17 protein-coding genes and 2 pseudogenes are annotated in these 21,322 nt (G+C 58.6%); 10 read left to right on the top strand and 9 right to left on the bottom strand.

The window, feature by feature from the left end; genetic code table 11:
- Nucleotides 1-87 precede the first annotated feature (87 nt).
- Genes ACK13D_RS08435 through ACK13D_RS08445 form a run of 3 tightly spaced genes read right to left on the bottom strand, consistent with a single transcriptional unit; the run spans nucleotide 88 to nucleotide 2,915 of the window.
- A complete protein-coding gene (locus tag ACK13D_RS08435; RefSeq protein WP_010671118.1) occupies nucleotides 88-1,374 on the bottom strand; it encodes a TRAP transporter large permease in 1,287 nt (428 codons plus the stop codon).
- Between the two features lie 14 nt (nucleotides 1,375-1,388).
- Complete coding sequence (locus ACK13D_RS08440) at nucleotides 1,389-1,895, bottom strand: TRAP transporter small permease (RefSeq protein ID WP_010249016.1); 507 nt, start codon at nucleotides 1,893-1,895, stop codon at nucleotides 1,389-1,391.
- Nucleotides 1,896-1,943: 48 nt separating this feature from the next.
- Nucleotides 1,944-2,915 (bottom strand): TRAP transporter substrate-binding protein, encoded by a 972-nt coding sequence (locus ACK13D_RS08445; RefSeq protein WP_010249015.1) that lies wholly within the window; start codon nucleotides 2,913-2,915, stop codon nucleotides 1,944-1,946.
- 352 nt (nucleotides 2,916-3,267) lie between these two features.
- On the opposite strand from ACK13D_RS08445, the gene exbB reads away from it, so the two are divergent.
- The 3 genes from exbB (at nucleotide 3,268) to ACK13D_RS08460 (ending at nucleotide 5,977) form a co-directional block, all read left to right on the top strand.
- Nucleotides 3,268-3,990 (top strand): tol-pal system-associated acyl-CoA thioesterase, encoded by a 723-nt coding sequence (gene exbB, locus ACK13D_RS08450; RefSeq protein ID WP_022623877.1) that lies wholly within the window; start codon nucleotides 3,268-3,270, stop codon nucleotides 3,988-3,990.
- 6 nt (nucleotides 3,991-3,996) lie between these two features.
- Nucleotides 3,997-4,419, top strand: coding sequence for a TonB system transport protein ExbD (gene exbD / locus ACK13D_RS08455; protein ID WP_010249013.1), 423 nt, complete (start codon nucleotides 3,997-3,999; stop codon nucleotides 4,417-4,419).
- 235 nt (nucleotides 4,420-4,654) lie between these two features.
- Nucleotides 4,655-5,977, top strand: a complete 1,323-nt coding sequence (locus ACK13D_RS08460; RefSeq protein ID WP_061703105.1) for an MFS transporter — start codon at nucleotides 4,655-4,657, stop codon at nucleotides 5,975-5,977.
- Here ACK13D_RS08460 and ACK13D_RS08465 read toward each other — a convergent pair.
- Genes ACK13D_RS08465 through ACK13D_RS08485 form a run of 5 tightly spaced genes read right to left on the bottom strand, consistent with a single transcriptional unit; the run spans nucleotide 5,974 to nucleotide 11,234 of the window.
- Nucleotides 5,974-6,951, bottom strand: coding sequence for a Csu type fimbrial protein (locus ACK13D_RS08465; RefSeq protein ID WP_418796152.1), 978 nt, complete (start codon nucleotides 6,949-6,951; stop codon nucleotides 5,974-5,976). The genes ACK13D_RS08460 and ACK13D_RS08465 overlap by 4 nt on opposite strands.
- Complete coding sequence (locus ACK13D_RS08470; protein WP_187500570.1) at nucleotides 6,948-9,395, bottom strand: fimbria/pilus outer membrane usher protein; 2,448 nt, start codon at nucleotides 9,393-9,395, stop codon at nucleotides 6,948-6,950. Before ACK13D_RS08470 ends, ACK13D_RS08465 begins: the two co-directional genes overlap by 4 nt.
- A gap of 7 nt (nucleotides 9,396-9,402) precedes the next feature.
- A complete protein-coding gene (locus ACK13D_RS08475) occupies nucleotides 9,403-10,101 on the bottom strand; it encodes a fimbrial biogenesis chaperone (protein ID WP_033780680.1) in 699 nt (232 codons plus the stop codon).
- A 25-nt stretch (nucleotides 10,102-10,126) separates the two neighbouring features.
- Nucleotides 10,127-10,621, bottom strand: coding sequence for a Csu type fimbrial protein (locus ACK13D_RS08480; protein ID WP_154210535.1), 495 nt, complete (start codon nucleotides 10,619-10,621; stop codon nucleotides 10,127-10,129).
- A 43-nt stretch (nucleotides 10,622-10,664) separates the two neighbouring features.
- Nucleotides 10,665-11,234: a spore coat protein U domain-containing protein gene (locus ACK13D_RS08485; RefSeq protein ID WP_010249006.1), complete on the bottom strand. Its 570-nt coding sequence runs from the start codon at nucleotides 11,232-11,234 to the stop codon at nucleotides 10,665-10,667.
- Nucleotides 11,235-11,777: 543 nt separating this feature from the next.
- Here ACK13D_RS08485 and ACK13D_RS08490 point away from each other — a divergent pair.
- The 3 genes from ACK13D_RS08490 (at nucleotide 11,778) to ACK13D_RS08500 (ending at nucleotide 17,704) form a co-directional block, all read left to right on the top strand.
- Entirely contained in the window at nucleotides 11,778-13,859 is a 2,082-nt protein-coding gene (locus tag ACK13D_RS08490; protein WP_418796155.1) for a putative bifunctional diguanylate cyclase/phosphodiesterase, read from the top strand.
- 153 nt (nucleotides 13,860-14,012) lie between these two features.
- Nucleotides 14,013-16,175 (top strand): bifunctional diguanylate cyclase/phosphodiesterase, encoded by a 2,163-nt coding sequence (locus tag ACK13D_RS08495; RefSeq protein WP_418796157.1) that lies wholly within the window; start codon nucleotides 14,013-14,015, stop codon nucleotides 16,173-16,175.
- A 125-nt stretch (nucleotides 16,176-16,300) separates the two neighbouring features.
- Complete coding sequence (locus ACK13D_RS08500; protein WP_010249003.1) at nucleotides 16,301-17,704, top strand: aminotransferase-like domain-containing protein; 1,404 nt, start codon at nucleotides 16,301-16,303, stop codon at nucleotides 17,702-17,704.
- On the opposite strand, the gene ACK13D_RS08505 is transcribed toward ACK13D_RS08500, so the two are convergent.
- The gene (locus ACK13D_RS08505; protein WP_010249002.1) at nucleotides 17,701-18,183 is read right to left on the bottom strand and encodes a YlaC family protein; all 483 of its coding nucleotides are present in this window, start codon (nucleotides 18,181-18,183) and stop codon (nucleotides 17,701-17,703) included. The two genes, ACK13D_RS08500 and ACK13D_RS08505, sit on opposite strands and share 4 nt — an antisense overlap.
- A 330-nt stretch (nucleotides 18,184-18,513) precedes the next feature.
- On the opposite strand from ACK13D_RS08505, the gene ACK13D_RS08510 reads away from it, so the two are divergent.
- The 4 genes and pseudogenes from ACK13D_RS08510 (at nucleotide 18,514) to ACK13D_RS08525 (ending at nucleotide 21,269) form a co-directional block, all read left to right on the top strand.
- The gene (locus tag ACK13D_RS08510; RefSeq protein WP_010671108.1) at nucleotides 18,514-19,113 is read left to right on the top strand and encodes a cupin domain-containing protein; all 600 of its coding nucleotides are present in this window, start codon (nucleotides 18,514-18,516) and stop codon (nucleotides 19,111-19,113) included.
- Nucleotides 19,114-19,246: 133 nt separating this feature from the next.
- Nucleotides 19,247-19,714: pseudogene (locus tag ACK13D_RS08515) on the top strand (ABC transporter ATP-binding protein); the annotation flags it as partial.
- Nucleotides 19,696-20,193 (top strand): annotated as a pseudogene (locus ACK13D_RS08520) (ABC transporter permease); the annotation flags it as partial. The pseudogenes ACK13D_RS08515 and ACK13D_RS08520, both read left to right, overlap by 19 nt.
- Complete coding sequence (locus ACK13D_RS08525) at nucleotides 20,181-21,269, top strand: MBL fold metallo-hydrolase (RefSeq protein ID WP_418796160.1); 1,089 nt, start codon at nucleotides 20,181-20,183, stop codon at nucleotides 21,267-21,269. The pseudogene ACK13D_RS08520 and the gene ACK13D_RS08525, both read left to right, overlap by 13 nt.
- Nucleotides 21,270-21,322 lie beyond the last annotated feature (53 nt).

Consider the following 21,322-nt stretch of genomic DNA (forward strand, 5'->3'; position numbering starts at 1 on the left):
ACCAGCAGGGTTGAGACTCAATGGTGATTATCAGAGTGCTTCGCAGGATGAAAATCGGGTCCGCTACCGGACCCGATTTTGCCGACGCTACATCACGCCCATCAGGCGCGGTAACCAGAGGGAGATGGCGGGAATATAGGTAATCAGCATCAGCACGATAAACAGCATGCCGTAAAACGGCAGCATGGCTCTGACCACCTGCTCGATTTTCTGCTTACTGACCGCACTGGCGACAAACAGTACTGTACCGACCGGCGGGGTGATCAGGCCGATCCCGAGGTTGGTCAGCATGATCATGCCGAAGTGAACCGGATCGACGCCAAGCGCGGTAGCGACCGGCAACAGCACCGGCGTCAGGATCAGGATCAGCGGCGCCATATCCATCAGCGTCCCCACCACCAGCAGCAGGATGTTGATACACATCAGGATCACATATTTGTTATCGGAGAGGCTGGTGAACGCCTCGGTGATAATCGTCGGCAGTTGCATGAAGGTCATCACTGCGCCAAATCCAGCGGCAAAGGCGATCAGCACCATCACGATGGTGACGGTTTTAATGGTGCGGAACAGCAGGATATGCAGCTGGTTCCATTTAAAGTCGCGGTAGATAAACATGGTGACGAAAAAGGCCCAGATACAGGCGATCGCGGCGGACTCCGAGGCGGTAAAGATGCCGGAGAGAATGCCACCCATAATGATCACCACGGTAAACAGGCCCCAGAACGCGTCGAAGAAGATTTTCAGCGCCTGACGAAACGGAATACGTTCTCCTTTGGGATAGCCGCGTTTATGGGCAAAACCCAGGCACATTATCATCAGGCAGCCCCCCAGCAGCAGGCCGGGAAAGATACCGGCAACAAACAGCGAGGAGATGGTCACCATGCCGCCGGTCGCCAGCGAGTAAATCACCGAGTTGTGGCTGGGTGGCGTCAGCACCGCCTGCACTGAGCCGCTGGCGGTGACGGCGGCGGCGAAATCACGCGGATAGCCTTTCTCCTCCATCTGCGGAATCATCACCGAGCCAATCGAGGCGGTATCCGCCACCGATGAGCCGGAAATCGCGCCAAAGAAGGTGGAGGCGACAATGTTCACCAGCGACAGGCCACCGCGGATAAAGCCGACAAAGATATAGGCGAAGTTGACCAGCCGCCGGGCAATCCCGCCCTCCGCCATAATCGCACCCGCGAGAATAAAGAACGGGATAGTCAGCAGCGAAAATTTGTTAATGCCGTTGGTCACCTGAATCACCACCGCTTCCAGCGGCAGATCGATCCACCAGGCGCCAATAAAGGCGCTCAGCCCCACCGCAAAGGCGACCGGAAAACCCACCATCAGCAACACCAGCAAACTGCCTATCAAGATCAATGCATCCATTTTTCTGCTCCGCGTTAGTGGGTGCCGCCCAGCGTGACAATCGGCCGCTGGCTCTGATCGCCGGTCAGCAATCGCTCAACAACAAACAGCAGGGTAAAGATCGCGCCAATCGGAATCGGCAGATACATCTCGCCGTAAGTCACTGCCGGTAATGAAGCGAGCGTCTGCACCCACATCGCTTCGCACAGGCTGTAACTGGCCTGAAAGATCACCAGACAGGTGATGATCATCAGCAGATCGCTGACGCGCAGCATCAGGCGCTGTCGGGCGGGTGACAGGCGATCGGTAACCATGGAAACGCAGATATGCGTTCCGGCCCGCAGTCCGACCGGTGCGCCAATAAACGTAAAAATGATCATGCAGATAATGGCCACCGGTTCCGGCCAGGAGAGCGCGCCGTTCATCACGTAGCGGGCGAAGATCCCGATCGGGATCACCGTCACCATAATCATCAGTGCCACGGCGGCCACCAGCATGCAGAGCAGATAGAGCCCATCCATCAGACGTGTATAAGCAGCCATAATTGATACCTGATTAAGCACGCCACACGGCAGTGTGGCGCGGAAGGGTTATTTCACCTCAGCGATCCGGGTCATCAGATCCTGATATTTGCCGCCAAACTGATCGCGCACCGGCTGGGTCGCTTTGACGAAGTAGTCACGGTCGGTCTGCTGGAAGGTGACGCCACCCGCCTTCATTTTGGCGATCGACTCTTCGGTATAGGTCGCCCAGAGCTGGCGCTCCTCATCCTGCGCCTCTTTGCCGAGCTTCTTCAGCAGCGCCTGATCCTCAGGTTTCAGGCGATCCCAGGCGCGTTTTGAAAACAGGATCATCTCTGGCTGGATAAAGTGGCCGCTGAGGGTGTAGTACTTCGCCACCGGCATATAGTTATGGGCGACAAAGGTCGGTGGGTTGTTCTCGGTGCCATCGACCACGCCGGTCTGCATCGCACTGAACACTTCACTGACGCCCATCGCCACCGGATTCGCGCCCATCGCTTTCAGCGTCGCCAATGAGATGGCGCTGTTCTGCACCCGGATCTTCATGCCTTTCAGATCTTCCGGTTTTGCCAGCGGCTTCTTGGTGATCATGTTGCGCTCACCGGCATCGGTCCAGCCCAGGAACACCATGCGGGCGTTGGGATCTTTATCGAATTTGTCGGCAATCTCGCGGCCTATCTCGCCATCCAGCACTTTGTGCATGTGGTCAATGTCGCGGAAAATGTAGGGCAGGGTCAGCACGCTGGTTTCCGGGGCGATCGAGGTGACTGGCGCCAGCGACACACGGATCATGTCGATTGCGCCCAGCTGCACCTGTTGCAGCGTCTGATCTTCGTCCCCCAGCACGCCACCGGCGAAGAGCTTCATCTCCAGCCGTCCATCGGTGGCCTGTTTGAGTTTGTCGCCCATGTGCTGCAGGGCGACCACGGTCGGATAACCGGCAGGCTGGACTTCAGCCACTTTGATCACCTGTGCCGTGGCGGTGGCGCTCATCATCATCGCCGCCAGGGCACTGGCCAGGCATGTTTTCGTCATTCTCATTATTTTGTCTCCCGCAGAGGTAGGACGGCGTCCGGCGTCGGGGGCTAACCGGAGAGAACCGTGTGGAGCCAGCATAGTGAAAACGCGCGCCAGTAAAATGCGGCAATGCTGATTGAATGAATGCCATCACATTTTGAAACGATGTTTTAATAAATTTTCATGCAACTTCACATTTTCGAAACATCCTTGTCAAAAGTGTTTAAACCTGGTCAATTGCGGGTAAATGGCGGCGATCAGCTTTGTAAATACTAATGAGAACTACTATCAATTCGCCGTCGTTTTGCTATTATTCGCGCTTGTCTCGCATCCCTGAATCAGAAGTTGGAGAAGCAGCGTGGTAGCCAGTGATTTGATGCAAACGGACCTCTCCGTTTGGGGCATGTATCAACATGCCGATATCGTGGTAAAGGTGGTCATGATTGGCCTGTTATTGGCCTCAGTGGTGACCTGGGCGATCTTCTTCGGCAAATATGCCGAACTCAGCGCCGCTAAGCGCCGCCTGAAGCGCGAGCATCTGGCGCTGGGCGAAGCCCGCAATCTGAATGACGCCGCCCGCATTGCCCAGTCGTTTACCGGTCACAGCCACAGTGTGGTGCTGCTGAATGATGCGCAGAATGAGCTTGAACTGTCGGCTGGCGTGGAAGATACCAACGGGATTAAAGATCGCACCAGTTTCCGCCTTGAGCGCCGCGTCGCTGCGTTCAGCCGCCATGCAGGCCGGGGCAATGGCTTCCTGGCGACCATCGGTTCGGTTGCGCCGTTTATCGGCCTGTTCGGCACCGTATGGGGCATCATGAACAGCTTTATCGGCATCGCTAAAACCCAGACGACGAACCTGGCGGTTGTTGCACCGGGTATCGCCGAAGCGCTGCTGGCAACCGCGATTGGCCTGATCGCTGCGATTCCGGCGGTGGTGATCTACAACGTCTTTGCCCGCATGATCGCCAACTACAAAGCCTCGCTGGGTGATGTCGCCGCTCAGGTGATGCTGCTGCAGAGCCGTGATATCGATCTGGGCACCGTCGCCACTGATGTTCCGCGTCCTGCGACGGCTCAGAAACTGCGCTTAGGGTAAGTTCTTATGGCAATGCGATTAAACGACGATCTGGAAACGGATGGTGAAATGCATGAGATCAACGTGACGCCGTTTATCGACGTCATGCTGGTTCTGCTGATCATCTTTATGGTGGCCGCGCCGCTGGCCACGGTCGACGTACGCGTCAATCTGCCCGCCTCAACCAGCGCGCCACAGCCGCGCCCGGAAAAGCCGGTTTATCTGTCGATTAAAGCGGATAAGCAGCTTTACGTCGGTAACGATCAGGTCACGCCGGAGTCGCTGGTTAACGTGCTGACTAACCAGACCCAGGGCAACAAAGAGACCACCATTTTCTTCCAGGCGGATAAGTCAGTCGATTATGAAACGCTGATGAGCGTGATGGATAAGCTGCGCACGGCGGGCTATCTTAAAATTGGTCTGATGGGCATGGAAACCGTGAAGAAATAGCGGGTTATCCGGCTCAGGAAAAAGGCGACTGTTCAGGTCGCCTTTTTTTATGGCTGCTCTCCAGCCCTATAAAATCAGGCAAATCAGGGCCAGGGTAATCACTTATGCTCCTCGAACTGACTTGTTAATTAGTTGTTACTTATGTACATGGGTTTGTAAAGTGCAATGGTGAGCCAGGTCACATTAATCCCGCATCAGGCAGGCTAAAACGGCTAAAAAACAACAGGAAGCCGTTATGAGTCACACCCCCTCTTTACAAAAGCCGCCGAAAAGTGCCGCCCGAACCATCTTCACCGTCACCAGTGGTAACTTCCTGGAGATGTACGATTTTATGGTGTTTGGCTACTACGCCACCGCCATTTCAAAAACCTTCTTTCCCGGCGATGACCCGTTTGCCTCCCTGATGCTGACCCTGATGACTTTCGGTGCAGGCTTCCTGATGCGCCCGCTGGGGGCGATCATCCTCGGTGCCTACATCGACCATCATGGTCGTCGTAAAGGGCTGTTGCTGACGCTGGGCTTAATGGCGATGGGCACCCTGACCATCGCGCTGGTGCCGGGCTATGCCACCCTGGGCGTGGCAGCGCCGATTCTGATCCTGCTGGGACGGCTGTTGCAGGGCTTCTCGGCGGGCGTGGAGCTGGGTGGCGTGTCGGTCTATCTGGCCGAAGTCGCGCCCAAAGGACGCAAAGGCTTTTTCGTCAGCTGGCAGTCGGGCAGCCAGCAGATTGCGGTGATCTTTGCTGCTCTGCTGGGTCTGATGCTGAATCATCTGCTGGCGAAAGAGGCGGTGACGGAGTGGGGCTGGCGTATCCCGTTTGTGATCGGCTGTCTGATTGTGCCGTTCCTGTTCTATATCCGCCGGATGCTGGAAGAGACCGAGGCGTTCAGCAAACGTAAACATCATCCGAGCATGACGGAAATCATGCGGTCGGTCGCCAGCAACTGGGCGCTGGTGCTGGCGGGGATGCTGATGGTGGTCACCACCACGGTGATGTTCTACATGATCACCGCCTTTACCCCGACCTTTGGTAAAACGGTGTTGATGATGAGTGACAAGCAGGCGTTCCTGGTGACGCTCTGTGTCGGTGTCTCAAACCTCATCTGGCTGCCGCTGATGGGGGCGTTGTCGGACCGCGTCGGTCGCCGTCCGCTGCTGATCATTTTTACCCTGCTGATGATTGTCACCACCTGGCCGGTGCTGCACTGGCTGGTGGGATCGGCCAGCTTCGCCCACCTGCTGGAAGCGGAACTGTGGCTGTCGTTTCTCTATGCCAGCTATAACGGTGCGATGGTGGTCTATCTGGCGGAGATCATGCCTGCGGAGGTGCGCGCCGCCGGTTTCTCCATGGCTTACAGCCTGGCGACGGCGCTGTTTGGCGGCTTTACGCCTGCCATCTCCAGCTACCTGATCCATGCCACCGGTGACAAAGCGATGCCGGGCGTCTGGCTGACCTTTGCCGCAGTCTGTGGGTTAATCGGCACGTTGCTGATTGGCCGGATGGTGAAGCAGTATCAGGCCCGTCACAGCGGCACGCCGGTCAGTGCTTCACTCTAAAACGACAAATCGACCACCACGCTGTCGCTGTAGTTTCCGGCTGGCGGCGTGTTCTGCGTGGTCAGGATGCGCGCGGTGTAGTTAAAACCGCGCGTCAGTCCATCCGTGGATACCGCCGTCGAGGTGGTACTGCTCCAGCGTTCAGTGCCTGCCGATCCCCAGCGATTGCTGGTGGTACTTTTATAAATTTCATAGCTCAGCCGATTCGCGCCGCTCGCCATATTCCTGACGCTGCCCACCGGATAACTGCCATTGCTCAGCCCGACGGTATAGGTGCTGCCTTTGCTGCACAACACATTGATGGTCTGTGACACGGCGGAGAAGCTGCCGACCAGCGGCGCGCTGCCAAAGCTGATATTCGGCGCGGTGATGGTGGTGCAGTCATTGGTAAGAATGGCGGTGATATTAATCGGGATGACACCGCTGCCGTTCTGCTCGCTTAAACAGATATTGCCAATCGCAACGCTGGTGCAGATGCGATAAGTCACGGCCATATTCAGCGTCAGCTGGTAGGTCCCGGCGGCGACCACCTGACCAGGAACGGTGCGCAGATAGACCGGGATGGCGAAGTTAAGGCTGCCCAGCAACCCCGCCAGGTTGATCAGGGTCTGCGAACCATAGACAAATGGCGTGCCGCCAATCGTCAGTTCGGTAGCGCAGGCCGTGTCGGTGCAGAGCCGCACCGGCACATTATCGCTGCCGGTATCACCGCTGCGTTTCAGCGTACCGCGCGTGCCGTTGCTATTGGTCGCGCCCGTCAGCTGAAAGGTGATCTGGTTATTGCCCAGCAGCGACAGCCCGGCACCCGCGCCACAGTTGACGTTGGCATTGGTGGTGGTGGAACTGACGGTGGTGTTAGCCACAAAGGTTGTGACTGAACCGAAACTGGCGGTCGATACGGGCAGGGCGCAGGCGGCGTAGCCCAGCGACGGCAGTAACAGCAGCAGGCCAGCCAGTATCACAGATTTCATCATGGTCGGTTTCCGGACGTAAAAGATTCAGCGGGAGAGGGGGCGCTGCCTGCGGCAGGAGCGGGCAGCGCACAGGTCAGGGGGCCGTAAGTTTTCAGCGCCTGCGGCTGACCGCTGGCGATGCGCAGTTCGGCTTCGCACTGGCGGCCATCGGGCGTCACCACCTGCATCGGGTTACTGGCGGTGAGATCTTCCATCCAGACGATGCCATCCCAGCCGACATACTCGGTGGGATGATCGGGACGCTGCACCAGGCTTGATACCGGCAGCGGCTGGCCCTGCGCATCGACCAGGATTACGCTGGCTGAGCGCAGTTTCTCCACCGGGAAGTTGAGCAGATAGCCGCTCTGGCGTTTCACCGCAAAGCGCTGCTCAACCCGTGGCGTGGTCATATCTGCCGGCAGGTCGAGGGTGTCGATATCATATTTGGCCGGGTAGTAGCTGCTGATGGCAGGCACCAGCAGATAACCCTGTTGATTGGTGCGTCCCATCGACTGATTCTCGTAGCGCACGTTAACGTCGGGATAGTTGGTCTTCACCAGCACAAAGGCGTCGTTGATCTCGTTAGCGGCAAAGACGCTGTTGTCCATTAACACCAGCGCACCCGAGAGATCGGCCCACTGGGTGAGGTTGTCATCATCGCCATAGAAGCCCGCTGAGGTATCAATCTGGTTGTTGCGATAGCGCAGACTGCCCTGACGATAATCGCCGCTGTCTCCGCTCTGATTCGCCCAGGAGGCATCCCAGGCGAACCCGCCGTCGCTGGGCATGGCGCGTGAGGCATAAACGCGCTGACTGTCGCGGCCACGCTGGTCGCGTTCGTTGCTGAGGGCTACGCTGCCCTGTTCACCAAACGGGATCACCAGCGAGATTGCACCGGTCCAGCTTTTCTCCTGCTGATCGCGGCTGGCCGAGACATACAGACTGCTGTTACCCCACAGATTTTTACTCCATGAGAGGTTCCACAGCCGGGTGCGATCGCCCTGACCGTCGGTGATGTCGATGAAAGCGGCACCGACGCTGCCAAAGCGGTTCAGCGAGACGCTGGCGCTGTACTGAGCACTGCGGCGTGAGAGTGCGTAGCGGCTATCCGCCTGGCTACCGGCACGGCTGCCGACCAGCGCCAGATTGCCGAAGTCGCTGCTGCGCTGGGTCTGTTGAGTGCCGATGTTGAACCAGCGGTTGTTGTACTGATATCCCCAGCTATATTGCCTGCCGCTCTCGCCATCGAGCTGACTTTGCGCCACCGCGCCGTTGACCACGCCCCAGCTGCCGACGCGCAGCTGACCACCCAGCCCGCCCATCGCCAGCGTTTCGCTGCCTTCGGCGTGGCTCTCCAGCGTCAGCCAGTCGGTCATACCGTAACGATAAGAGCCGCTGGCCGCTGCCTCACCATAATCGAAGTTCTTTATGCCGTAGTTTTCGCGGATTGCCCCGGCAGAGAAGGCGTAGTCCGACAGCCCCGATTTCAGCAGGTTACTGGAGACGTAAAACGGCATGGTGGTGGTGACACGGCGGCCAACCGCATCGGTGGTAGTGATCACGGCATCACCCGCGCCGTTAACGAATGGCACATTGGTCATCGACCAGGGGCCAGGCTGCACGTTCGCCTGGCTGGAGCGATAGCCATTAATAAACAGATCGACGGTGGAAGGCACGGCGGCCTGACCGGAAAAGGCGGGCAGCGGATAGGTCACCAGATCGGGACGGACGCTGAAGTCGCGACCGACGCGGATGCCACCGAGCCGCACGCTGCTGCTCCAGGCCAGCGAGTCGGTGACCAGATCGCCGACCCGCCAGCTTACCGCCGCATTCTCATCTTCATTGCTCCACCAGGTGTCGTAGCGGATATAGCCATCATCCTGATAAGTCGTACTGCCTTCCAGCTGCTGTTGCCAGACGCCGTTAGTGGAGAAATGACCGGCATCACCAAACAGCCGCAGTTCGTTCCAGGCGGACAGGCGGGAGCCACTGTTATCCGTGCGGCTGGCGTAAAGATCATAATTAATCAGCGCGCCGCTGCTGGTACGGCCCGGATAGCGCGGTCCGTTCTTCGCCTCGCCAATCACCTGACCGGGCAGCCACTCAGGCGGTACGGTCAGCAGCAGACGCTGTCGCGCAGCGTCATACTCCACTTTGATGGGTTGCAGGCTGCTGACATCGACCTGCGGCTGCTGGCCCAGCTTATCCGCTGGCAGGCCGGCACGCTGCAAATCGCCACTGCGAATCCAGAAATGACCGTCGCGCTGCTCTGCCGGCACAATATTGCCGTTCTCCTGCTGGTTAATCACCAGCTCCAGCATATATTGCTGACCGTTGCTGCTGGTCTGCAGGCTGGGTGGCGGGGGCAGGGATGAGTAAGTCTCCGCCAGCACAGGATCTGGCGTAAAAGCGTAAATAACGCTGGCCACGGCCAGCGCGCAGGGATGCAGGGAAAACGGTCTCATTCAGCGCTTACTTCTGGGCAGCGCTGCGCCACTGGCTCTTGTTAACCTCTGCAGTGAGTTCGCCGCTCACCGGCGAGGAGAGCGGCCAGCGGTGATAGCTGTCAGCCAGCACATAGCCGTATAAGCCTTCGCCCAGTTTGCGACCGCCAATCGCCACATTGCTTAACCGGGCGTGACCGCTGCCGCTGTTGGTTAACTGGAGCCAGCGCCTGCCGCCCTCGCTGACCTGTTGCCAGCGCAGAGCCGGGCGAGCGCTGTCTGTGTTCAGCCCGGTACCATAAACAAACAGCGGCACCGAATAGCGCATCTGGAAAGTCAGCCCGGCCTGATTCTCGCCGGGATTACGCGGGGTCGGGATCTCATCCAGCACCACCCGATAGGCCAGCTCTTTACCGGCCGCAGGCGGCGTCTGTTTAATCAGCCTGACCAGCTGTTTCTGGCCTGGCTCCATCCGCACCATCGGCGGGCTGGCGACCACCTGCTGCTGAGTCTGATACTGCTCCTGGCCATTGTTCTGCTGCCAGCTGAAGACGCGGATCTGCATCATGGTGGTGCTGTTACCGCGATTCTCCAGCCAGAGTTCGCTGGCTTTCTCTTCAGGATTAATGGCGGGATCGATGGGCCAGATCATGACCGAATTCGCGGCGAAGGCCGGGGAGAGCAGGGTGGAACTTAGCAGCAGCAACAGGGCGCGCAGTGGCTTCATGATCATATCCTTGTTTTCTATCACCTCACCAGCTCAGGGTGACGGTCAGCGTGTCGGTATAAACGCCGGCGCGCGCAGTGCCGGGGAGTTGTAGCTGACCGTAGATCGGCAGCGTAATGTTATTGGCATTGCTATAACTCAGCGGCACCGCCTGATTCACCGGGATCACCGTGGTGCGGCTGGCGTTGCTAAAGAGCGTGTAGGGAACGGTGTTGCTGAAATTGGGCAGCTTCAGGTTACGGGTCGTGGTGAAATTGTTGCCCTGATTAATGCTCATGCTCAGCGTGGTGCCCGGTGTACAGGCGAGATTAATCGAGGTGCTCTGCAGATAGCTGGCGTTGACGGTATTCGCCGCCACGCCAGACTGCGTTCCGAAATTAAGCGTGCCAAAGACGCCGGTATTGGTACCGGATATCACGCAGCCTGCCACAATCGACGCGGTAACCTGGAAGGTGCTGGTTGGCAGACTCCAGGCGCTGATACTCCCTGTCAGCAGGGGCAGACCGCATGCGATCGTCAGGCAGGATCGCCAGAGAACCACCCGTATTTACCTGCGACAGCAGTTAATAGTTCACGGCAACGTTAATCGTGTCGGTATAGGTTCCGGCAGGGATCAGGGGATTGAAGCCGCCGCCGACCACCCGGCCATAGATGGCGTAGTTGGTCCCCAGCGTCGGATCGGTGGTACCGCTGGCGGCGATAGGCGTATTGTTGGCGATCGCCGTGGTAAAGGAGGCATCACTGTAGAGGGTATAGGCGATGCCCTGCGCATTATCCGATCCCAGCACCAGATAACGCGGCGATGCAGAGGCGGTGCCGTAGATGGTCGCCGGTGCAGTATTGCTGCTGGTGACCACCACGTTGTAATCCTGACCAGTGGTGCAGCGCACAAAAATACCGTTACCAGCCGCACCGACCAGTGTGGCGTTCAGGGTATCGAAAGTGGCTGCGCTGCTACCAAAGTTCAGGGTACCGAAGTTAACGCCCGCCGTAGCCGACTGGCCGTTCACCAGACAACCGGTGGTCAGGGTTAACGTGGCATTGATGGTTCCCGAGGTCGTCGCCGCCTGGGTTAATGACGGAATAGCGACAGTTAATCCTGCAGCGGCAAACAGAAAAAGCTTGAGTTTCATAATATTTCCTTACGGATTATCCAGAGTCAGTGCTTTTTCACCCGGTGTTTATTAACGATTCAACCCAAAATAAAGGAAATAAAATAACAAGGGAGGCAGTGCCGCTATCTTAAGAAAAATCTTAGACTTAAGAATGCTGATTTATATCAGTTTTACTTACTATAGATCAGTTAAAGCGTTACGCGAAGCCTTGCTATTTATTTTTGATTAATCAAAACGTCACCCCGGCCGATAACCCAGTAACAGCAAGGCGCGAAGACGAGGCGATAAAACAAAATTCTTTGTTTTTTCGGTATCTGGCATGCTTTCTGCTTCGGTGATATGTTCCTGTACCAATCAGACATAATAACGGTTTACCGGCTTGCTCTGGGGGCGGTTAATAAGATGCAGGTTATAAATTGCCAGCGTCGGCGGGCGCGTTTTGCCTGACCTTCAGGACCAGAAAATACCGAAATTTAATCACTTTCACCCATCGGGTGTTTTCAGATCACTTATCAGACTGTACACAGCACCCGTTTCTCCGCGGGTGGTGAGGAGTTGCACATGTTGCCTGTCACCTGGGATAGCGTCCTGATCTGCGTTTCGCTGATCGTGGTGTTCATTGCCTCTTTTACAGCCCTGGATACCGCCGGACGAGTGGCGGTATCCCGTGGCTGGAGCGCCCGGTTATGGCTGTTGGTGGGCGGCATCGTAATGGGGATTGGCGTCTGGGCAATGCACTTTATCGGGATGCTGGCGATGATGATGCCGATGATGATGCGCTATGACACGCGACTGACGATCCTCTCGCTGCTGGTGGCGATCCTGGCGTCTGTGCTGGCTTTTGGCCAGACGGTGGGTGGCCTGCATCTCACCCGCCAGCGGCTGCTGCGCGGCACGCTGATCCTGGGCGCGGGTGTGGTGGTCATGCACTATCTTGGTATGTATGCCCTGCTGATTGAACCGCAACCGGAGTGGAATGCGCTGCTGGTGGCGCTCTCTGTGCTGATTGCGTTTGCGGCCTCTGGCCTGGCGCTGTGGCTGGCCTTTCATCTGCGCCAGGGCGATCATCATCTGATGCTGATGCGCGGGCTGGCCTCTCTGGTCATGGGCATCGCCATCGCCGGTATGCACTATGTGGGTATGGCGGCAGCAGAGTTCAGCCACAGCAGTATGATGCAGCCGCACGGCGTCAGTAATGCGGGCCTGGCGGTGTGGGTGACGCTGATTACCCTGACTATTCTGGGTGTCACTCTGCTGAGTTCGATGCTGGATGCGCAGCTGCGTGCCGCGCGTCTGGCGACCCGCCTCAATCGCGCTAACCAGGAATTGCGTCAGCTGGCGATGCATGACAACCTGACCACGCTGCCCAATCGTGTAATGCTGGAGCAGCAGCTCGATCTCGCCATTAAACAGGCGATGCTTAATGAGCATCGCTTTGCCGTGATCTATATGGATCTCGATGGCTTCAAAGCGGTCAATGACACATGGGGACATCACGTCGGTGACCGGTTGCTGGTGGCGGTGGCGGAACGGCTGTGCAGCCAGCTCAGCAACACGATGCTGCTGGTGCGTCTGGGGGGCGATGAATTTGTGCTGATGGCTGAGTGCGATATCAGCGCAGCCCGCCAGCTGGCGCAAAAACTGGTTAAAGTCATCAGTTCGCCGTTTGAACTTGACCGCTATGTGCTGCACGTTTCACTCAGCGCGGGCATTGCGATCTTTCCGCTGCACGGTCGCAACCGGCAGGAGCTATTGTTTAATGCTGATGCGGCGATGTACCACACCAAACACAGCGGACGAAACGGCTGGTGCCTGTTTGAACCGGCCATGAGCGCCGCGACGCAGCATCAGCTGGAGCTGGCGAACGATCTGTGGGAGGCGATAGAGCGCGAGCAGATGCGGCTATTCTATCAGCCGAAATTCTGTTCCGGCGGCACCAGGTTAATGGGATTCGAAGCGTTGTTGCGCTGGCAGCATCCGCAGCGCGGTTTACTGACGCCTGAGCTGTTTCTGCCGCGCGCCGAAAAAACCGGTCAGATTATTGCACTGGGTAACTGGGTGATCGGGGAGGCCTGCCGTCAGCTCAGGATATGGCACAGCCAGGGCCACAGTGACTGGACAGTATCGGTGAATCTCTCCGCGTTGCAGTTTCACCAGCGTGATTTGCTAACTATCCTGACGCAGACCCTGGCGCGTTACCAACTGCCAGGCAGCGCGCTGATGCTGGAGATCACTGAAGCGATTGCCATGCGCGATCCCGCTTTCAGCCAGCAGCGTATTCGTGAATTGCAGCAGGCGGGTGTCAGCGTCGCGATTGATAACTTCGGCATCGGCTATGCCAACCTGCTGCATCTCAAAGATCTGGATGCCAGTGAACTCAAAATTGATCGCAGCTTTATCAACTGCCTGCGGCCCGGCAGTGAAGATGCAACCGTAGTCAGCGCCATGCTGACCCTGGCGCAGAGCCTCAATCTGCGCATGGTGGCGGAAGGGGTGGAGACTGAAGAGCAGCAGCATTTGCTCACCAGCTTAGGCTTTGATGCGTTGCAGGGCTATCTGCTGGGCAAGCCGACGCCAGCGGACCGGGTTGAGGCGCTGAGTTTTCCCTCACTGCGACAGCCGGTGGCGTCACTGTCCGGCTGATAGCGCTGACAGCAACGATAGATTTCATCACTCAGAATGAGTGGAAGGATGCAGGGTTCGCGGCTCATTAACCGCCGGGCTGTGCCGATAACTAAGAGAATAATTTTAAAACCCTCTGCCCAACCACAAGCTCTGCTTTCGCGGGAATGCACTATGTTAGCGACCTCATACGACTCTTTTATCGTCATCGTCTCCGTTCTTGTCGCGATGCTGGCTTCGTTCACCGCCTTAGATATGGCGGGACGGGTGATGCATTCAACCGGCAAAGTTGCGCTGGTCTGGCTGTTCGGCGGCGGTTTTTCCATGGGCATCGGCATCTGGGCGATGCACTTTATCGGCATGCTGTCGATGAACATGGAGATGGTCATGAGCTACAACGCCGGGCTCACCGCCTTCTCTGCGGCCATCGCGGTGTGTGCGTCGATATTTGCGCTGTGGCTGGTCTGCAATGGCGATCTGCCTTTGCCGCGCCTGGCGGGCGGCGCGCTGATCCTCGGCAGCGGCGTAGTCGCGATGCACTACACCGGCATGGCGGCGCTGATGTTCTCCCCCGGTATCGTCTGGAAATGGGGCTGGGTAGCGCTGTCGGTGGCGATCGCCCTGGCCGCCTCTGGCACCGCGCTGTGGCTGGCGTTTAACCTGCGGGAAGGACAGACCAGTCGGGTCACCCTGCTGCGCATTGGCGCATCGGTGGTGATGGGCTGTGCGATTGCCGGCATGCACTACACCGGCATGATGGCGGCAGAGTTTCCCGTCCACAGTCATCCGGTCGGGCAGGGCGTCAACAGCAACTGGCTGGCGATTCTGGTCACGGTGGTCACTATTTCGATTCTGGGCATTACCTTGCTGGTGTCGATGCTGGATGCGCGGATGCAGGCGCGTACCTCGATTCTCGCCAGTTCGCTGGCTGAAGCCAATCGCGAGCTGGCACAGCTGGCGCTGCACGACAACCTGACGCGACTGCCCAACCGCATCCTGCTGGAGGATCGGCTGGAGCAGGCGATCAACAAAGCGAACCGTGAGCAGAGGCAGTTTGCCCTGATGTTTATGGACCTCGATGGGTTTAAGGCGGTCAACGACGCGTTCGGACACCACATTGGCGACAGTCTGCTGGTCGGCGTGACCGAGCGCATGAGCGAGCAGATGACCGGCTACTTCACGCTGGCGCGGCTTGGCGGTGATGAGTTTGTGCTGCTGGTGGAGATCGACGATCCCAATGATGCGGCGGCCATCGCCGATAAGCTGGTCAAAGCGGTGGATCGTCCGTTTGATATCTCACGCTATGAGCTGGTGGTATCGCTGAGTCTTGGCATCGCGGTCTATCCCGGCGATGGCGTGGATGAGCGCGAACTGATGTTCAACGCCGATGCGGCGATGTACCACACCAAAAATAATGGCCGCAACGGCTACACCTTCTTTCAGCCTTCTATGAACATTCAGGCCCAGAGCCAGCTTCAGCTGAATAACGATCTCTGGCAGGCGCTGGATCATGATGAACTGCGCCTGTTCTATCAGCCAAAATATTGCGCGCCGAGCGGTCCGATTCTCGGTTTTGAGGCGCTGCTGCGCTGGCAGCATCCGCAGCGCGGCCTGCTGTCGCCCGATAAATTTCTGCCAATGGCAGAAAAGACCGGAATGATTGTCAATATCGGCAACTGGGTAATTCATGAAGCCTGTCGCCAGCTGCGCCAGTGGCATCTGCAGGGCCATCCGCACTGGTCGGTGGCGGTGAACCTGTCGGCGTTGCAGTTTGAGCAATCGAATCTGGTGAAGACGGTGGTGGATGCGCTGGAAAAACATCAGATTCCGGCCGAACTGCTGACGCTGGAGGTGACGGAAACCACCGCGATGCGCGATCCCGATGAGAGCGTGCGTATTCTGACTGAGCTGACCCAGCTCGGGGTGAAAGCTTCAATTGATGACTTTGGCACTGGCTACTCCAGCCTGCTCTATCTGAAACGGCTACCGGCCAGTGAACTCAAGATTGACCGGGCCTTTGTGAACGAGCTGCAGCATCACACAGAAGATGCCACCATCGTGTCGGCGATAGTGGCGCTGGCGCAGTCGCTGCAATTGAAAGTGGTGGCCGAAGGCGTTGAAACCGCTGAGCAGCAGGCCTTCCTGACCAGCCTGGGCTGTAATACGCTGCAGGGCTATCTGCTGGGCAAGCCGGTTCCCCCGGAGCGGGTGCCGGAGCTGGCTGATTATGTGGTGGCAGAAATTGAAGAGGCAATTGCGGAAGTGAGTCTTAATGCCGAAGCCGAAGCCGAAGCCGAAGCCGGGCAGCCGCTGACGCCGCAGGTCGCTGTGATCTGACCTGCCTGAAGCCGTGAAGAATCAGCGCAATCGGATAAAGCGATTCGCGCCGCCTGTCATTGGTCGCCGTGCGTGGTAAAGTCTCGCGGTCAGACTATTCACGGTAAAACAAGGAGAGGTCACCCGTGGCGAAATACCAGCGATTGATGGATGAGATTCAGCAGCAGATAGAGGCCGGCATCTGGCTGCCGGGCACCCGTCTGCCGTCATTGCGTCAGCAGGTCGCGCAGCAGGGTGTCAGCCTGATGACGGTGCTGCATGCCTATGAGTTGCTGGAGAGTCAGGGCTGGATCGTCTCTCGTCCACAGTCGGGTTACTACGTTGCACCGCGTGCCTTAGCACCCGCACCGCTGAGCGTGGCGATCAGTGAACAGGTCGATATCAACGACTTTGTGTTTGATGTGCTGCAGGCCACGCGCGATCCGGCCATCGTGCCGTTTGGCTCCGCCTTTCCCGATCCCGCACTCTTTCCGCAGCGCCAGCTGATGCGCTCGCTGGCTAACGTCTCTCATCATCTGACCCCAACCGATGCGCTGCACAATCTGCCGCCCGGCAACGCTACACTGCGACAGCTGCTGGCGCAGCGCTATGCGCGTCAGGGTATCACCCTGTCGCCGGATGAAATTGTCATCACCAGCGGGGCGCTGGAGGCGCTGAACCTCAGTCTGCAATCCCTGACCGAGCCGGGCGATTATGTGGTGATTGAACAGCCGAGTTTTTATGGCGCGCTGCAGGCGATAGAGCGGCTTAAGCTCAAGGCGCTGGCGATCCCGGTCGATGCCAGAAATGGCATCGACCTCGTCCAGCTGGAGGAGGCACTGCAGCGCTGGCCGGTGAAAGCCTGCTGGCTGATGACCACCCTGCAGAATCCGCTGAGCGTAACCTTAACGCCGGAACGCAAACAGCAGCTGGTCGCACTGCTGGCGCGTTATCAGGTACCGATGATTGAAGATGATGTCTATGCCGAACTCTGGGCGGGTGATGCGCCGCCGCTGCCGGCGAAAGCCTGGGATCGCCAGGGGAACGTGCTGCACTGCGGCTCATTTTCAAAGTCGCTGGTGGCAGGGTTCCGCGTCGGCTGGGTCGCGGCGGGGCAGCATGCGCAGCGTATTCAGCGGCTGCAACTGATGAGCACGCTCTCTACCAGTGCGCCGATGCAGCTGGCGCTGGCCGATTTTCTTGCCACGCGGCGTTACGACACCCATCTGAAGCGGCTGCGACAGATTCTGGCGAAGCGACAGCAGATGGTGCGCCAGGCGTTAATGAAGGTGCTGCCGCCGCAGGCCACGGTCAGCGAAGCGCGCGGCGGCTATTTTCTCTGGGTGACGCTGCCAGAAAGCATCAATACGACCCGGCTCTATCAGCGGGCGCTGGCTCAGGGGATCAGTATTGCACCGGGGCAGCTATTTTCAGCAGGTGAGCAGTTCAGGCACTGCTTCAGGTTAAATACCGCCTGGCCGTGGGATAGTCGGGCCGAGGCGGCAATCGTGAAGCTGGGTCAGCTGATGGCGGAAGGGCAGGCGGATTAAACCCGCGCCGCTTCCTGATGGCCCCAGGTCAGGTAGTAGACATCATAGAAGTCCACTTCCCCTTTTTGCGTCAGCAGACGCTGGATACCGCTCTTCACGCGTTCTGGTGTCTCAGGCAGCGACAGAATGCGTGAGATTGCCTGTTCGCGCACCGGCTGAATGTAATACCACTCGCCGTTGTAGCAAACGCGCAGGTCGAGGGCATCGATATCTTCAAAGCGATATTTCGGGTTGATATCCAGCAGCATCAGCACACTCATCACCAGCACAAACACGGTGGCAAACCAGAAGGCGGGCCAGCCGAGCATCTCGGTGGTGAAAATCAGCGCCACGCACAGGCCGTAGCAGAGGTACATTACTGCCCAGAGACCAGGGTGGTTCTTCAGAAACGAGAGGCTGAAACGCGGCAAATTGTCGCGACGTTCTTCGCGGTTAAGCAGGGCGATCTCGTCAATCAGGATTTGTTTAATAGCGTCCATTTGTTACCTCACTGTCATCTGTTAGCTATTACAACAGATAACAGTCAAGCATATCAGAAACAGATCTGTGCTTTTTTTATATAACAGTTTATACGACAGTGACCGGGGCGTCGGGCTGCTGCGCCTTTAGACTTCCCGCCTGACATTTTGCAACACTTTGCCGCAGTAAGAACCGCTACCCTCTGTCGCGCAGGCACACTCCGACCCTATAGTTAACGACACATTTGGCTTTAGTCAGCAATATCAGTCAATTATCTCAATTGTGTCGTCTGGCGCACATTGCATTGTGCCGCGGGTTTGCCACACTTAGAAAAACATCGGAGAACCTGTATGCGTGCCTCATCCTCCAGTCTGCTATTAATGATGTCCTTTGCCGCTGGCACCTTCTCGGCCGGGGCCTCTGACAATCCTCAGCATCTGATGCTTGCCAGCCCGTCGGGCGGTGTACCCAATAACCCGTTACCTCTGATTATCTGGCCGCGCGTGGTGCCGGAAGAGGAGGAGATCGCCACGTGGTTTGAGAAAACCTTTGAGGAGAACGGCTGGCCACCCGCCTGGCGCTATCCGATCTTCCCGTATACCCATTATCATCCTAATACCCATGAACTACTGGGCGTCGCTGAAGGCTGGGCGGAAGTGCTGTTTGGCGGCGACAGTGGCCGCATGGTGACCCTGCGCGCAGGCGATGCAGTCCTGATTCCGGCGGGTGTCGGCCATCGGCAGGTCAGCGCCAGCGAAGATTTTATGGTGATTGGCGCCTATCCGCACGGGATGTCGCCGGAGACGCTGCGCGATGAGCCCGCGAAGCTAAAAATGGCCCAGGAGCAGGTAAAAAAAGTGCCGTTGCCGACGCAGGATCCCTTTACCGGCAAAGAGGGCGCATTAACCGAGATCTGGCAGCCGATTGCGGCGCTCACCGCCCAGCAGTAAGCCACGGGGCGAGCACGCCCCGATGCCGCTCCGCCAGCCCGGCTTTCGCGTCCCGTAAGCCTGGCTGTCACCGGGCTGTCATCAAACTGTCGTAGCGTTTTGCCCAGCATGTCAACGGCAAAGGCAGAGTAAGATGGCGGCAATATCCTTAACCGGACTGAGCAAAGCGTTCGGCGCGCAGCCGGTACTGGACGCGGTTTCGTTACAGATTAACCAGGGCGAGTTTGTCGCCGTTCTTGGGCCTTCTGGCTGCGGCAAAACCACCCTGCTGCGCCTGCTGGCCGGCTTTGAAACGCTCGACAGCGGTGAAATCCACATCGGTGAACGTCAGGTTGCCGCAGACGGGCTGCACCTGCCGCCGGAAGCCCGCGAGCTCGGCGTGGTGTTCCAGAACTACGCCTTGTGGCCGCATATGACGGTCGCGGAGAACGTCGGCTACAGCCTGAAGGTGAACGGTGTGGCGCGCGCAGAACGCGAACTGCGCACCACCCAGGCCCTGACGCTGGTCGGGCTGGATCGCTTCGCCGACCGCCGACCCGCCGATCTCTCCGGCGGTCAGCGCCAGCGCGTGGCGCTGGCACGCTGCCCGGCATTGTCACCGGCGTGGCGGCGATGCTGTTTTTCCTGCGACCGCTGCCGCTGCTGGGATTTTCTCTTTACGGAACGGTGTGGATTATTCTCGCGGCCTATCTGGCCAATTTCCTGGCGCTGGTGTTAAGGCCGACGCTGGCCGGGTTAGCGCAAATCGAACCGTCACTGGATGAGGCGGCGCGCTTATGCGGCGCGGGTCTGATGCGGCGGATGACTGACATCCTGCTGCCGCTGGCGGCGCCTTCTGTGCTGGCCGGTGCGCTGCTGGTGTTCCTCACCGCGCTGAATGAAATACAGGTTTCAGTGCTGCTGGTTACCGCGCAAACCCAGACGCTTGGCCCGACCATTATTTTCCTGGATGAAGGCGGATCGGCGCCGCTGGCGGCGGCGGTCGGATGCCTGATGATTGGGATCGTGCTGGGCTTAATGCTGCTGGCCTCACGGGTGACGCGGCGTCTGCCGCAGGGAGTCCTGCCATGGCAAGCCTGACGGTGATCAGCGGCGTCGGCGGAAAACTGCCTGCCGCTTTCCTGCTGGAGATAGAGGGATACCGTCTGTTATGGGATTTAGGTGCCGGGCCGGAGCCGGGTGTCCGGCCCGCAATGGACGCCATCGGCCAGGTCGATGCGCTCTGCCTGACCCATTCCCATGTGGATCACGCGGCGGCGCTGGATAGCTGGGCCGACATCGGTTCACCGCCGGTCTATGCCAGTGAGATCACCTGGCAGCAGCTGGGCGAGGCTGGCGTGCCGGCTCAGGCGCGACGCATCCTGCCATTGCGCGGCCAGTGCGCGCTGGGGCCGCTGAATCTCTTTACCGGTCGCAGCGGGCATTCGCCAGGATCGATCTGGTTTCATCTGCCGATTGCGGGTGGCATCACCTATATGGGCGACTGGAGTCGCGAATCGCTGCTGTTGCCGTTTGATTGCCCGCCACGCGCACGGCTGTTGATTACCGATGGTTCCTATGGCGACCGCAATCAGCGACTGGCGCAGCAGATCGACGCGCTGGCCCTGGCGGCACAAGGGGGCGCCGTGGTCACCGCGCCGCTGCACGGGCGCGGTCCTGAGATGGCGCTGCAGCTCAGCGCTCGCGGGCTGCCGGTGGTGATGTGTCCCCAGGTGCGCGAAGAGGTGGCGCAGTTGCTGGCGCTCAACAGCCTGCCCGCCGCGGCGATGCTGGCGCTGGCCCGGTTATTGCGCGTCTCAACACCCGACCACTGGCGACCGGATACGGTAATTGTCGCGGCGGATGCGGTGGCTGACAGCGGGCTGGCGGCGCAGCTCAGCCATCAGCCCGACTTTCGTCTGATCTTCAGCAGTCACGTTTCCAGCGGCACCCGTGCCTTTGAGATGCTGCAATCCGGCATGGCACGCTGGCTGCCGTGGAATGTGCATCCGCCCCTCGACGATCAGCTGGCGCTGATCAGACAGACGGCGGCCCAGAAAGTGATCCCGGCGTTTGTCGCGCAGCAAGAGTGCCAGCAGCTGATGAGCCAAAGTCCGGCAATGCTCTGCTGGCAGCACCGTTATTCGCTCTCCTCGCGCTGGGAGCGGGTCGCCTGACGCGCCGCCGCCATGGAGTCATTGAACATTTACTCGCCGCTGCCGATAAACCC

The organism is Pantoea sp. K16 (assembly GCF_048452805.1).
In the GTDB taxonomy this organism is placed as follows: domain Bacteria; phylum Pseudomonadota; class Gammaproteobacteria; order Enterobacterales; family Enterobacteriaceae; genus Pantoea; species Pantoea agglomerans.